Source organism: Evansella vedderi, from assembly GCF_030813435.1.
In the GTDB taxonomy this organism is placed as follows: Bacteria; Bacillota; Bacilli; order Bacillales; family Salisediminibacteriaceae; genus Evansella; species Evansella vedderi.
Genome location: NZ_JAUSUG010000001.1, coordinates 364,264 through 377,527, shown reverse-complemented (window position 1 = coordinate 377,527; position 13,264 = coordinate 364,264). Strand labels below are relative to the sequence as shown.

Annotated in this window: 11 protein-coding genes; 5 read left to right on the top strand and 6 right to left on the bottom strand. The window is 37.8% G+C overall.

All coding sequences use genetic code 11. From position 1 onward, the window contains the following. Nucleotides 1-656: 656 nt before the first annotated feature. Both J2S74_RS01820 and J2S74_RS01815 read left to right on the top strand, forming a co-directional pair. Nucleotides 657-1,685: an arginase family protein gene (locus J2S74_RS01820; RefSeq protein ID WP_307321064.1), complete on the top strand. Its 1,029-nt coding sequence runs from the start codon at nt 657-659 to the stop codon at nt 1,683-1,685. 32 nt (nt 1,686-1,717) lie between these two features. Further along, entirely contained in the window at nt 1,718-3,160 is a 1,443-nt protein-coding gene (locus tag J2S74_RS01815) for a YjiH family protein (RefSeq protein WP_307321062.1), read from the top strand. 37 nt (nt 3,161-3,197) lie between these two features. Here the strand turns inward: J2S74_RS01815 and J2S74_RS01810 are convergent, their stop codons facing one another. Then, entirely contained in the window at nt 3,198-4,610 is a 1,413-nt protein-coding gene (locus J2S74_RS01810) for a sigma-54 interaction domain-containing protein (protein ID WP_307321060.1), read from the bottom strand. 230 nt (nt 4,611-4,840) lie between these two features. On the opposite strand from J2S74_RS01810, the gene J2S74_RS01805 reads away from it, so the two are divergent. Together J2S74_RS01805 and J2S74_RS27375 are read left to right on the top strand one after the other, a co-directional pair. After that, entirely contained in the window at nt 4,841-5,623 is a 783-nt protein-coding gene (locus J2S74_RS01805) for an SDR family NAD(P)-dependent oxidoreductase (RefSeq protein ID WP_307321057.1), read from the top strand. 19 nt (nt 5,624-5,642) lie between these two features. After that, nucleotides 5,643-5,918, top strand: coding sequence for a cation:dicarboxylate symporter family transporter (locus J2S74_RS27375; protein ID WP_370875931.1), 276 nt, complete (start codon nt 5,643-5,645; stop codon nt 5,916-5,918). Nucleotides 5,919-6,052: 134 nt separating this feature from the next. Here the strand turns inward: J2S74_RS27375 and J2S74_RS01795 are convergent, their stop codons facing one another. The 5 genes from J2S74_RS01795 to J2S74_RS01775 form a co-directional block, all read right to left on the bottom strand. Continuing rightward, nucleotides 6,053-7,321 (bottom strand): TRAP transporter large permease, encoded by a 1,269-nt coding sequence (locus tag J2S74_RS01795; protein WP_307321054.1) that lies wholly within the window; start codon nt 7,319-7,321, stop codon nt 6,053-6,055. Next, nucleotides 7,299-7,838, bottom strand: coding sequence for a TRAP transporter small permease (locus J2S74_RS01790; RefSeq protein ID WP_307321051.1), 540 nt, complete (start codon nt 7,836-7,838; stop codon nt 7,299-7,301). The genes J2S74_RS01795 and J2S74_RS01790 overlap by 23 nt, the downstream gene beginning before the upstream one ends. Nucleotides 7,839-7,904: 66 nt before the next feature. Further along, entirely contained in the window at nt 7,905-8,951 is a 1,047-nt protein-coding gene (locus J2S74_RS01785; RefSeq protein ID WP_307321049.1) for a TRAP transporter substrate-binding protein, read from the bottom strand. Between the two features lie 18 nt (nt 8,952-8,969). Next, nucleotides 8,970-10,277: a Zn-dependent hydrolase gene (locus J2S74_RS01780; protein WP_307321047.1), complete on the bottom strand. Its 1,308-nt coding sequence runs from the start codon at nt 10,275-10,277 to the stop codon at nt 8,970-8,972. Nucleotides 10,278-10,411: 134 nt separating this feature from the next. Next, the gene (locus J2S74_RS01775; protein ID WP_307321045.1) at nt 10,412-12,190 is read right to left on the bottom strand and encodes a helix-turn-helix domain-containing protein; all 1,779 of its coding nucleotides are present in this window, start codon (nt 12,188-12,190) and stop codon (nt 10,412-10,414) included. Between the two features lie 272 nt (nt 12,191-12,462). On the opposite strand from J2S74_RS01775, the gene J2S74_RS01770 reads away from it, so the two are divergent. Continuing rightward, nucleotides 12,463-13,263 (top strand): sensor histidine kinase, encoded by an 801-nt coding sequence (locus J2S74_RS01770; RefSeq protein ID WP_307321043.1) that lies wholly within the window; start codon nt 12,463-12,465, stop codon nt 13,261-13,263. The last annotated feature ends 1 nt before the right edge of the window (nt 13,264 follow it).

Sequence of the window (13,264 nt, the reverse complement as noted above, 5' to 3'; positions counted from 1 at the left end):
TTTCTTTTTTTGAAAGTCAGAAAGTCGCTGCGCAGGAATCATGCAATGATAAAAATTATGAATAATTTCATTGTTCAAAAACTCATAAGATTTCAACGCAACGATTAGTCGTAATATTCTGACAATCAAGAGAGTTACTTTAACACTAGGTATTAGCTATTAAATTTTATCAATTAAAAAATTAAATTACAATACTTTTTTTAAAAAGTAAGAAATTTGAAGGGCAGGGCTTTTATCCCTTCAAAACACTCTCTATCGACAAGTCTATCAAGTGATTTATGGTCAAGCCCTTGCGATACTCCAATTGCCTACTAGGCCCCTGTTAATAACACATATCTCTTCCCAATACCAATATATACTCCTGTCTTCGGCACCCGGCACACTTGCCTTCACTCATGCAAATTTGCACGAATGCATCAAACCTCCTACCCTAACCATCTCTTTAATGACTTAAGTTTTATCACCAAACTATTATTACATGTAAATTTGCATATTTGTCGTGGAAGGGTCGAGTCCCCACGCTTTTTCAAAGAAGCACAGAAACCACCGAAATACCCACACTTATTTCTGAACATTCTTTATTTTCTGTTTTTTGGCACAAGGTTTGCATTATACTTTTAGTAAGACTATGAAAACGAAAATAAGGAGGAGAAAAAATGAAAGAAAGAAACAACCCAATACCAGAAGATATTGTTTATCCATTTTCAGGAATACCAACTTTTCTAAGATCAAAATTAGTAACTGAGTTAGGTGACTTAGAAAAACTGAATCCTACCATCGCAGTAATGGGAGTTCCATTTGATGAAGGTTGTCCTTATATGCCCGGCTCTCGCTTTGGTTCAAGGACTATTCGTGAGCACTCACTCCGGTTTAGTAGAAATGGCTACTACGATTATGAGTTGAAAAAGATTCTCCTCAAAGAAGAGTTGAGCAGAGGTCGCATAGTTGATATTGGCGATGTTAATGTAATTCCAACGGATGTGGAAGGTACTTTTCACCGCATTACACAAATGGTAGAAACTGTCATGAAGAAAAATCGGATGTTAATTACGTTAGGCGGTGATCATTCTATCACGTACCCCATCGTAAGAGGAATCAGCCAACCGATCCATGTAATCCATTTCGATGCCCATTCTGATTTTGCTCCAATTTATGACGGATACCAATATACAAACATGCACGCTTTCAGGCATATTAGTCAGATGCCTCACGTTAAGAGCCTGACACAAATCGGTATAAGAAGCATTAGAGATACTAGTGTTTTGGACTCCATTGCTGCAGGAAATAGAGTAGTTGGAATGGACGAATACCGCGAAATCGGTCCGAAAAACATAGCTCAAGTCGTTCCGGAGGGAGAACCTTGTTATGTAACAATAGATATAGATGCTTTTGACAGTACACTAGTACCTGGATGCGTTTCAGCCGAACCTGGAGGATTCCTCTATAACGAGCTAAGAGATTCCTTAGGAGCCATTGCCGAACGAAACCCTATCGTAGGTTACGAAATGGTTGAAGTTGCACCTCAACTGGATGTGGGAACAGGAATCACTTCTTATTTAGCAGCACAAACAGTGATAGAATTCCTTGGAAGAATTTGCGAACAACCATGGTGGAAGGAAAAGTACAAAAATAACAGAGAAACGGAAGCGGTTACATTTCAATCGTCTATTGAAAATAAAGTGTAAGGGTATAACTAATCTAATTTGGGAGTGACTTTATGAAACCAATTCCTGGTAATAATGAATTTTCACCCTCTGAATTATATGTAGATCGTTCTTCTGACTTAAAATTAGGAAATAAGGAATATATTAGGGGCCTAATTAGGTGTACTTTTTATTCTTTTATAGCAATCATGATTTTTTTCGTCCCACTTACCATTAACGGTGAAACGGAAATTCTATTTGGTTATATTTATAAATACCTTATTGAACTATTCGGTATCGCTGGTATTTGGATGATTGCTATCCTTACATTAGGAAATGCTTGCGCTAGTATTTATGGAAAATTCTTTGCACACGAAAACACAAAAGTTTATCAGTATTTCAAAGACGATACACTAATACACCTGTTTATTTATTCCTTAGGTGCTTTCTACGCTATTCTATTTACCTTACACACAACGTTCCCAGGATTTACAGGTCCTGAAATGATCGTTGGGGGTGATACTGGGGGCGTAATGTCGAGTATTGCCGTACAAGTTTTTTGGATCATTCCATTAGGGGCCATCTTTATTCCACTAATTTTAAAATATGGAGGAATAGATTTTGTCGGGACGCTCATGCAACCAATTATGAGACCGGTGTTTAAAGTACCTGGTAAAAGTGCTGTTGATGCAGTTGCATCGTTTGTAAGTTCTTCTTCTGTAGCTGTTATCATTACTAGCAATCTGTATAAAAGTAATGAGTATACTAGAAGAGAAGCAGCCACCATCGCTACTAGTTTCAGTGCAGTAAGTATTGGCTTTGCTGCCGTGGTAATATCTACAGCCGGTTTAATGGATCATTTTCTAAAAGTTTACTTTTCTTCTTTTCTAATTGCCTTTATTGTTTCTGCCGTTATGGTAAGACTGCCACCATTATCTAAAAAAGCAGATGTATTTCATAATGGGAAAGAACAATCAGTGGAAGAAAGATTAAAAGAAAGCAAGTTTGATCGAAAAATCATGAAAAAAGCTGTTTACCGTGCTGCAGAAAATGGCTACAAGGCAGATAATGTTTTTAAAGAAACGGGGCGTAGTTTAAAGGATGGTCTTGCTGTTCTGCCAAAGGTACTTTGTATGTTAACAGCTATCGGGGTTACTTGCCTGATCATTGCTGAGTATACACCGATTTTCAACTGGATCGGTTTATTATTTGTACCTATCCTTCAGCTTTTCGTTGTTCCTAATGCAATGGAGATAGCCCCAGCCATAACTGTGGGACTCGCAGAAATGTTTCTTCCAGTATTAATGATTGCCGACTTAATAGGAACTATAGACATTAAAGCAGCCTACTTTATTACAGCTTTATCGATGGTACAGATTATTTTCTTCTCAGAAACAGGAGCCGTTATGTTGTCGACAAAACTGCCAGTTAAGGTGAAAGATCTAGTCATTATCTTCTTTATGAGAACATTAATTGCAATACCAGTCGTTGCTTTATTCATGCATATATTGTTTTAGCTAAAAAAAACATCCTCTTGAAAAAGTGTAACAGCATTTAAATCACACTTTTCACGGGGATGTTTAGCTTTTTTAATTTTCTTCTTACAGTGCTTTCATCAATTTTTAATTCCTCTGCCATTCTAGCGATATTTTTTACTTTAGCTAATTTTTCCTTCAAAAACTCTCTTTCATAGGCTTCCATGACTTCTTTATATGACAATTGGGAATCCGGTTTATAAAATTTATTTTCTCTCTTCATATTTGCAGGTAATCGTTCTAGATCAATGGTATTATCCTTTGAAGTGACAACAAGACGCTCGATTACATTTTCTAGTTCACGAATATTTCCTGGCCACTCATAATCAATTAACAATTTTATGGCGTCCGGATGAATCTCTTTCTGTAAAGAATATTTTTCGTTGAATTTTTTCAGTACCTTTTGGATTAACGGATAAATATCTCTCTTCCTTTCACGGAGAGGAGGTACATTAAGAGGAACGACATTCAATCGGTAATATAGGTCCTCTCTAAAGGTTTTATCCTTTATCATTTTTTCTAACTCTTTATTTGTGGCTGCAATAATCCGGATATCTACTTTTATCGGTGCTTTTCCCCCAACTCTTACAACTTCCCTGTCTTGGAGTACTCGTAGTAGCTTAACTTGTAATGAAAGCTGTAGTTCTCCTATTTCATCAAGAAATAACGTCCCTCCATGAGCTAATTCTATTAAGCCCACCTTTCCGTTTTTATCTGCTCCAGTAAACGCTCCCTTTTCATACCCGAAGAGCTCTGACTCTAATAGATTTTCTGGAATTGCCCCACAATCGATTTTTATAAATGGACCCTCTTTCCGTTTGCTTTTTTTGTGTATAAATCTACTTATAACCTCTTTTCCCACACCCGATTCCCCTTGAATTAAAATTGAAGAATCTACATTAGATACCGTGAAAATAAGATCCATCATTTTTTGCATCTCGAGGCTTTCACATACAATATGGGAAGGCATTTTTTCTGTTCGGATAAACTCCAACTCCGTTTGGTATTGCTCTTTTATCATCTTCTCATGGGACAATTCCTGCTTTAGTAGATTTAATTCAGTAATATCTCTAGAGTTCATTACGACCCTTGTTATTTGACCATTTATAAAAATTGGCTTAGCAGATACCATAATTTCTTTACCATTTACTTTTTGCAGCTGGGTCATAGGCATTTTCGTTTCTAAAACTTTAAGGGCCAATGAATTGGGATAAACACCTTGATCCACAAGACGTTGTACATTTACACCTATCACTTCTTCTTTATTCAACCCTTCAATTCTTTCACAAGCTTTATTATAAAAAAGAGTAACCCCTTGTCCATCAGTAATATGAATACCATCAAAGGAAGAATCAAGAATTGCTTCAAACTCTTCTTGAAGAGAAGCAGGCATAGACATGGCATTCTCATAGTTATTATGGAAGTTTAGCAAATCAAAATCACCACCTTCGTAACATTCTGAATTTTTATATAATTTTATCATGGCCTGGAATTATATTAAAGAGTCAAAGGAAAGAATATAACTTTGATGCTTTTCATCAAGTAATAGTGGCACTTCATTCGACAAATCTCGAGCAGTGACTGGCACCTAAACCGTTTGTTATACTAAGCTTAACACGAAAACTCTTTTAGCAATCAAAATCAGAAAGGGGTTAATACATAATGGAACTAGGACTAAATGGAAAAGTAGCACTCATCACTGGAGGAAGCAAAGGAATTGGCTTAGAAACTGCACTGCAATTAGGTTATGAGGGTGTAAAAGTAGCTATCGTTGCACGAAACGAGGAAAATTTACAAAAGGCAGTAGCTTACATTACTGAAAAAACAAATACTGAAGTATTACCCATTCAAGGGGATGTTTCAATAGAGGACGATTGCAAGCGCGCCGTGAATCAAGCTGCTGAACACTTTGGGCAGTTAGATATAGTTATCAATAATGCAGGAACAGCTAACGCCAAAGCCTTCGAACAAGTGGAAACAGAACTATGGCACCAAGACATAGATTTAAAGTTATTTGGGGCGATTCATTGCTCCAAGCATGCACTTCCCTACTTAAGAAAATCAGATAGTGCATCCATCCTTAATATCACTACATCTAGTGCAAAAACACCCCCAGCTGGAGGACTGCCAACGAACGTCAGTCGCGCAGCTGGCTTGGCCCTAACAAAAGCAATGAGTAAGGATCTAGCAAAAGATAATATTCGCGTCAATACGGTGTGTATTGGTTTAATAAGAAGTGATCAAATTGAAAAAATGTGGAAGAAACAAGCTCCTGAACTCACATGGGACGAGTTTGCTAAAAAACCTAGCCACGACATACCATTAGGAAGAATCGGAAATACAGATGAAGCAGCAAAAGTCATTACATTCCTTGTCTCAAGCGCAGCCTCCTATGTAACCGGTACCTCCGTTAACGTCGACGGCGGAAAAGGCGCTGCACTTTAAAGTTGGAACATTGGCATCTGTGGGAACTGCAGGTGTCGTCATGAATTCCACCGTTTTCGTGCAACTCGGTTTACCAATGGAAGCCGTTGCCCTGTTAGTAGCTATTGATGCATTAGTAGGTATGGGATGTACCGTCCTTAATGTAACAGGCGACCTAACCGGATCTTCCGTGATGAACCAAACAGAAAAAAATAAAGCCGTCGCATTATGTAGCAAGCACGGGGACGATTCGAAACCAGTGAAAAAGTCGATAAACTTTGTTGCAATGGCTGCTCTCGTTGTGCGCTTGATATGAGAAACCCGCTCATATCAAGCTTTTAAAAGATGGTAACGGCTCAGCACATTGCCACTCGGACTGTTCCCGTGCTTCTTTTTTTAATATAGTTTTTTCCCATTCGAACCGGGGGTCAGGCACCACCAAAACCACTACTAAAACAAACCAGGCAGCCACAATGTTAATGCTGGTATAAATGTTACTAGAAGAACAACGATGATACCTGCTATAAAGTACGGAAAAATGTCCTTGATTGTCCTTTCGATTCCTATTTTTGCTATGAAGCAGGAGATGAATAATGTTGCCCCTACTGGTGGGGTAAACATTCCTAATGCTAAGCTAACTAGCATGACGATTGAAAATTGAATAGGATCCATTCCAAGCTCCGTGGCAATTGGGAAAAATATTGGAATAAATAAGAACAAATTCGGAACCAGTTCCATGATCATACCTGCTATGAGCATGATCCCAACGATGACTAGTAATAAGCCCCAAGCTGGTAATCCCAGAGAGCCTAATAGATCGGCTATCATTCTTGGTATTCCTTCTGTGATCAAAACCCAGGTGAAGATCATGGAGGCACAGACAGTGATCATAACAATACCAGTACCATGAACCGTTTCACGAATGGATCGTAAAATATTTCTCCCGTTTAAGCTTCGATACACGAACACCCCTACCAATAGGGCATAGACCACCGCTAAAGCTGCGGCTTCCGTAGCCGTTGCGACACCAAAGACAATTGCTCCAATTAATAAAATCGGCAGCAACAGCGCCCAAAATGCTCTTCTAATGCTAATGATAAATTCCATGAAAGATGGCTTACTCTCTCTTGGGTACCCTCTCTTCAATGAAATAAGTACGGTTGTTATTAAATAAATAAGTCCAATTAAAATACCAGGAATAACTCCAGCTAAAAACATTTTTGCTACGGAAAGGTTTGCTAACCAAGCAATAATAATCATGGTACTACTAGGAGGAATAATGATACCAACAACAGAACTAGATGCATTTATTGCTGCGGCAAAAGAGGGCTTGTACCCCTTTCGCTTCATTTCAGGAATTAATACACTTCCCGTGGAGGCTGCATCCGCTACTGACGACCCTGATACACCAGCCATTCCCATACTGGTTACAACAGAGACACATCCTAATCCCCCAGGAAGCTGCCGAACCATGGAGTCAGCTACATCAATAATTCGTTTAGCTATATTACCATAAATCATTAAATTCCCTGCTAAAATAAAGAACGGAATTGCCAAGAAGGCAAAGGACTGAGTATTGGAGAAGAAGCGCTGTGCTACCATCTCAAGGGGGATTCCTGCAACCATAATGTACATTAATGCAGATGCTCCCATAGCAAAAGCAATCGGAACCCCAAGTACAATCAATACTAAAAAACTAGCGAGCATTATCCATATCATCTAACAAATCCTCCTCTCTTGGCGGCTCTAGCTTATTCATGAAAATTAGGACTAGTTGATAGATGAGAATAATCGTTATTGCCGCAAAGGATACAACTACGGAGTAGAATAACCAGGCTCTTGAAATCCTTAACATTGGCAGTACCTGATTGGAAACCGTCTGTGCAAGGTTATAACTAGAAACCAACATATAGAAAGAAAAATAAAGCATGACTAGCTTGGAAAAAATAAAGGCCAATTTTTGCATTGCTTTTGGCAGTAATTCACGAAAAAAGGTAATAGAAAGATGACCCTCGTTTTTTGTTACAGCAATAATCCCCAAAAAGATCGTCCATGGAAATAATAGTTGGGTTAACTCGTTCGAGAAAACAAGGGGATAATTGAAAACATATCGACTTAATACCTCACTGAACACAACAAGGGTTAGAAGGGCCATTAATCCACATGCTGCTAAATCAAGTATTTGGACGGTTTTGTCTATGAAGTTAAATGACCTTCTCTTCTTTCCAGGTTCCATAAATAACACCTCTCGTAGAAAATGAGGCCTATCCTACAATAGGCCCCCATGATAAAAACTATTTGATTAATTACGATACTGTTCTAAGAATGCTTGAATGTCGTTAATGATTTCTGCTCCCATTACACTTTCCAATTCCTCATAAACAGGTTGAACCGCTTCTTGGAATAAGGTTAGGTCAGGATAGGTTACTTCTACGAAGTCCTCTTGTGCTTTCTCAAGATAGTATGCATCACTTTCTTCCACAACGGCACGGGAAGCGTCTCTTGCTAATTCAGCACCTTTACGTACAATTTCTTGTAGCTCAGCATCTAAACTGTTAAATACATCTTGATTAATAATCATGTAGCAGTAGTAGTACGTATGGTTTGTAATAGCTAAATAATCTTGAACTTCTTGCATGTTTTGATCATAGATATTTATCAATGGGTTAAATTGTCCATCAATAACCCCTTGAGCTAGTCCACTATAAATTTCTGTATAGGCCATCGTAGATACGGAAGATCCGAATGCTCTAAATGTTTCAATTAAACTAACATCATTAGGGGAACGGATACTCATTCCTCTTAAGTCTTCAGGTGTATTGATTGGTCGTGCATTGTTTGTAATTTGAGTAAAACCAAGGTCTACATCTGTAAGTGCCACAAAACCATGGTCTTGGCTAAGTTCTTTTAATTGCTCTCCAACGGCTCCATCTAATACAGCGTAGGCTTCCTCTGGAGTTTCTACTAAGAACGGCAGTGATAGAGCCGAATATTGAGGAATAATATTTGCTAATTCATTTGCACCTGGAATCGCCATTTCAAGTGCACCTAGCTGAACCGCATCGATCATTTCTGGTGATGATGCATACGTTTCATTTGGGAAAAATTCAATTGAAATACGTCCATTAGATTCCGCTTCAACGTATTCCTTAAAAGCAATTGCCGCTTCCCCTTTTGTGTCACCTTCTAAACCAGAATTCCATCCTAATTTCCATTCATATGTTGCTCCATTTTCCGTTTCTTCATCCGCTTCACCATTTTGGTCTGCTTGACCTTCATTGGAACATGCCGTAAATAATACGATGACTGCTAATAAACAAGCATATATTAATCCTTTGTAATTTTTCATTTTTTTATTTCTCCTTTCTTATTCTTGACAGAGTTTCTCTAGATAGTTTTTTAATACATGAATAGTTTTGACACAATCATTTAGTGATGACCATTCCTTTGGATTATGGCTAATACCATCCTTACTTCGAGTAAATAACATTGCCATTGGTACATACCGTCCTAGGGCCATGGCGTCGTGCCCAGCCCCACTTGGCAGGTGGAAAGGCTGAATACCAAGTGCTTCTTGTACTGATAAGGCCGCTTTTTCCTGCATCTCTTCCTTCACCGCTACAGGCTGAACATTCATCGTTGTCTTTACTTGTACCTCTATTTGATGATCTGCTGCAATTTCTTCAGCAGTCTGTATAATTGAAGTAACAACCTGATCTTTCGTATGTTCATGGATATCCCTTATATCTACAGTTAACCTTACTTCCCCAGGTATCACATTGACACCATTTGGAAAAACTTCTAATTTCCCAACGGTAGCCACTGCGGAATCGCTCACCTGTGACGGAAAGTTAGGTACATTTGCAACAAATTCACTTGCAGCTACTAAAGCATCCTTTCGATCATTCATCGGTGTATTGCCGGCATGTCCAGCTTCTCCAACAAACGCTATATTTAGCCAAGTTGGACCGGCGATACCTGTTACAATACCAACGGGTAAGTCTTCTTTCTCCAATCGTTTCCCTTGCTCAATATGGACCTCAACAAAAGCAGCAACGTCCGAAAGATCTCGTTCGGCATGTTGAAAACCTTCCATCGTTAATCCGTCACTTACAATAACTTCTTCAAAGGATTTCCCATCAAAATCCTTTAAGTGCTTTTGTTTAGCAATGTCAATGTCTCCTGTCATTGCACGACTTCCCGTTAATCCACCATTGAATCTGGCACCTTCCTCATCAGAAAAGATAACAACTTCATAGGAATAATCCGGTTGATAATCCGAATCTCTCCATGCTTGGGCAACTTCTAACGCAGCTAAGACCCCAAGGGGACCATCGAAATGACCTCCATTTGGTACACTATCAACGTGAGAACCGGATAATACAACTGGCTTTTGTTGTTTTCCCTCAAATAAGCCAAAAACATTTCCCGCTCCGTCTTCTCGTACGTCCAAACCAGCCTCTTTCATCCACTCCTTCACCAGCTCTTTTGCTTGCCTTTCTTCTGGTGTAAAAGCGATTCTTCTAGAGCCACCTTGCTCCGTTAAACCGATTTGTGAAAGTTTCGTTAGTCTTTCCGCTACTCTCTCTCCATTAATACCGGAATGATTAAGTGCTTTGTCATATTCTGAAACTAATGCTGTATAGAACTTATCTAGCTGTATAACAGTCGACATCGTACTCTTATCCCCTTTAAAGCTTTTTCAAAATTTTCTTTCTTTTGCATATTGTGATTATACGATAAAGCCTTACGGATATTAATAGGCGATATCGACAAACTTCTACACAACCCTTTGTCTGAAACCAACAATTAGACAGGTACATACTCCTGAATATATAGGGCTAGCTGTAAATCAAAAGCAATCCTTCCAGATAATGATTCTATTTGTAAAATTTGATTAATTGTTTTTAAACGGTATTTAATGGTGTTCGTATGCACGTACATTTTCTTCGCTGTTTGAGCCATATTTTGGTTCGATTCTAAATAAACCTTTAAGGTTTCAAGGAGGTCCGTTTCATTTCGCTCATCATACGCAATAATAGGTCCGAGGGTATCCTTTACAAAGTCATTTAACTCACTCTTCTCCGTTTTTAAGAATAGCCGCTGTATTCCTAATTGATGATAAGCAAGAAACGTACTCTTTAAATTAGATGATTGTAAATAATCCACACACTTTTCTGCATCACGATAAGATGCTTTGACTTCTTGAAGGCTAGTAACGATTCGTCCCATCCCTATTAGAAGAGATAAATGAAATTTTTCTTGGGCATGTCCTTGAATCGATGAATATACTTTCTTTATTTCTTTATAGATGTTTTCCTCTGTAAAATGGAGGGGAAAAACAAACATACAGATGATTTCAATATCTTTATCTAACACAAATGTCTTAAAGGGGAGCTTCAAAATCTCCCTATTAATCGCCCTTAGGAGCAGGTGTTTCTTTTCTGAAATTTCTTTAATCGATAATAGAGCTTCATTCATATATGATTTTACAGCCACAAACTGATATTTCTCACTCTCATCTATATGAAGCTTTGCTAATTGGTTTAATGAAAGTTCATTCAACTCACGATGAAGTAATTGATCGAGGACATATCCGGAATATTTCAGATCCTTTATTGCTGTACTTTCCCTTCTATTCATTTCTAGGGCGAAAATAACAGACGCTTGCTCCACGGCAAACATGTCGAGAGGATCTAGTATGTCACCCCCATCCAGGAAGATCGCCAGTAAACCAATAATATATTTATCTGCATATACGGGAAAAAAGTAAACTCCTTTATCGTTATTAAAAAGCTGTATTTTCTCATAGATCACTGTTCGTTCATGATGAATAACACGTTGCATAAGCTCAGGAAAATGCTGAACCACTGCGGCAGCCACATCTCCTGCCTCACTGGAGGATGAAACAAGAACATCGAAATATTCATTGTACACGGCCACTTTTGCCTCTATAATTCCAGATAATGCTTTCGTTATTTCCGATAAGCCCCCCTGTGACAAGGAAACCTTCGATAATTCCTCATGCATTTTCTGGGTACGTTCATTCTTTGAAAATAACGTAGCATTTTCAATTGCTACTGTTGCCTGAACAGCAAATGTTTCTAACAGTTTCAAGTCATCCTCATTAAATTCATTTTCCTTATCGTAAATATCTACCGTTAATACCCCTATACATTCTTCATTCGACATAAGGGGAACACAAATAGCACTAGATGGATATTGAAACCCACCTAATGATTTTCCATATAAGTCTAGAATTTCCTCACTTACATCTTTCATCCCTTTTGTTGTATCTTCCTTGGAATGAAAAATTCTGCCTTTTTGAGAAAGGAACGTTCTGCCGCTCATCCCTTCTCCAGGCTCCAATAAAATATGCTTTAAATATTTCATATCAAAGCCAGCAGCAGCCTTGGCATACAACTTATTGATCTTTTTATCATATAAAAACAACACACTAGCGTTGGAACCTTCAATGACATTTAATACTTCTTTAATTAATTGGTTCAACACGGTATCTAGGTCACGTGTGGAATTCAACACCCTAACGGAATTAATAAGACTTATTAGCTTCTTTTCTGTATTCATTCTTTCTCCCTAACTTTCATCTATTTTTCTTCGTATAACATTACATAAAACTTAAACAATCAACTGTATTTTTATTCAATCGGTAGAATTATAGGATCCCTTTACCTAGAGGATCGGTGGAATTTAGTGGCGAGCACTTTTATTGGTGGTGACAGGCCTCCCCTTGTGATATCATTATATATAGATGTGTAGACCAAGGAGGAGTCAAAGGTTACTATAACAACTCATGTCCTTTGACCAAATGGCCCATGTATATAACTATCCTGATTTTAATGATTCTATTTCAAATAGTATTAAATATATTTTTGATTGTGTCCAAAACCGCTTTCAAAGACAGTATTGAAGTTATCGGTATTCCAATCCATTTGATTTTTATGTTTTTTCTAAATGTATTTTGTCTTGTTTTGCTAGCATTTATGAACGCCAAAGAGGAGAAACGAAAGATTTCCTTAACGGAAAATACGCATGCAGAACAATTCCGAGCTCTAGTTACATCCGTTCGATCCGACCGTCATGACCTTAATAACCATTTAACCGTCATTGCTGGTTTGATAAAAATTGGGAAATATTCACCTGCAGCTGACTATATAAAAAATGTCGTTGGTGATGTACAAATTAATAATGAAGCACTAAATATTAAGAACCCGGTTCTTTCTTCTATGCTGTATACAAAAATGGATAAATATTCAAAGGAACAAATACCCTTTATACTTAACATTAAAAGTGAAGCATTCACAAATAAACTATCGTCAACAGACTTGATTCGATTAATTAGTAATTTATTAGATAATGCCTATGAAGCAACAATGGAAATGCCTAAAGAAGAACAAAAAATAGTTTTGACGATGACAGAAACCAAAGATGCTTATCTCCTTACCGTGAAAAATTCAAGTTTAAATAAAAGCTTGGATGATAAATTTTTTGAACTGGGATATTCTACAAAATCAGTACACAATAGAGGCTATGGTTTAACAATCATCCAGGAAATCACAAAAAAATATAACGGGATTTTAAAGAGCTCCAGCGAGGATTCACTAATTGTAATTGAGGTTCAATTGCCAAGGAGTAAATAAA

What these genes read in the sequence shown, in the direction of transcription:
- J2S74_RS01780 (WP_307321047.1), bottom strand. Translation starts at nt 10,277, where the DNA reads ATGTCGACTGTTATACAGCTAGATAAGTTCTATACAGCATTAGTTTCA.
- J2S74_RS01805 (WP_307321057.1), top strand. Translation starts at nt 4,841, where the DNA reads ATGGAACTAGGACTAAATGGAAAAGTAGCACTCATCACTGGAGGAAGC.
- J2S74_RS01775 (WP_307321045.1), bottom strand. Translation starts at nt 12,190, where the DNA reads ATGAATACAGAAAAGAAGCTAATAAGTCTTATTAATTCCGTTAGGGTG.
- J2S74_RS01790 (WP_307321051.1), bottom strand. Translation starts at nt 7,838, where the DNA reads ATGGAACCTGGAAAGAAGAGAAGGTCATTTAACTTCATAGACAAAACC.
- J2S74_RS01820 (WP_307321064.1), top strand. Translation starts at nt 657, where the DNA reads ATGAAAGAAAGAAACAACCCAATACCAGAAGATATTGTTTATCCATTT.
- J2S74_RS01785 (WP_307321049.1), bottom strand. Translation starts at nt 8,951, where the DNA reads ATGAAAAATTACAAAGGATTAATATATGCTTGTTTATTAGCAGTCATC.
- J2S74_RS01815 (WP_307321062.1), top strand. Translation starts at nt 1,718, where the DNA reads ATGAAACCAATTCCTGGTAATAATGAATTTTCACCCTCTGAATTATAT.
- J2S74_RS01770 (WP_307321043.1), top strand. Translation starts at nt 12,463, where the DNA reads ATGATTCTATTTCAAATAGTATTAAATATATTTTTGATTGTGTCCAAA.
- J2S74_RS01795 (WP_307321054.1), bottom strand. Translation starts at nt 7,321, where the DNA reads ATGATATGGATAATGCTCGCTAGTTTTTTAGTATTGATTGTACTTGGG.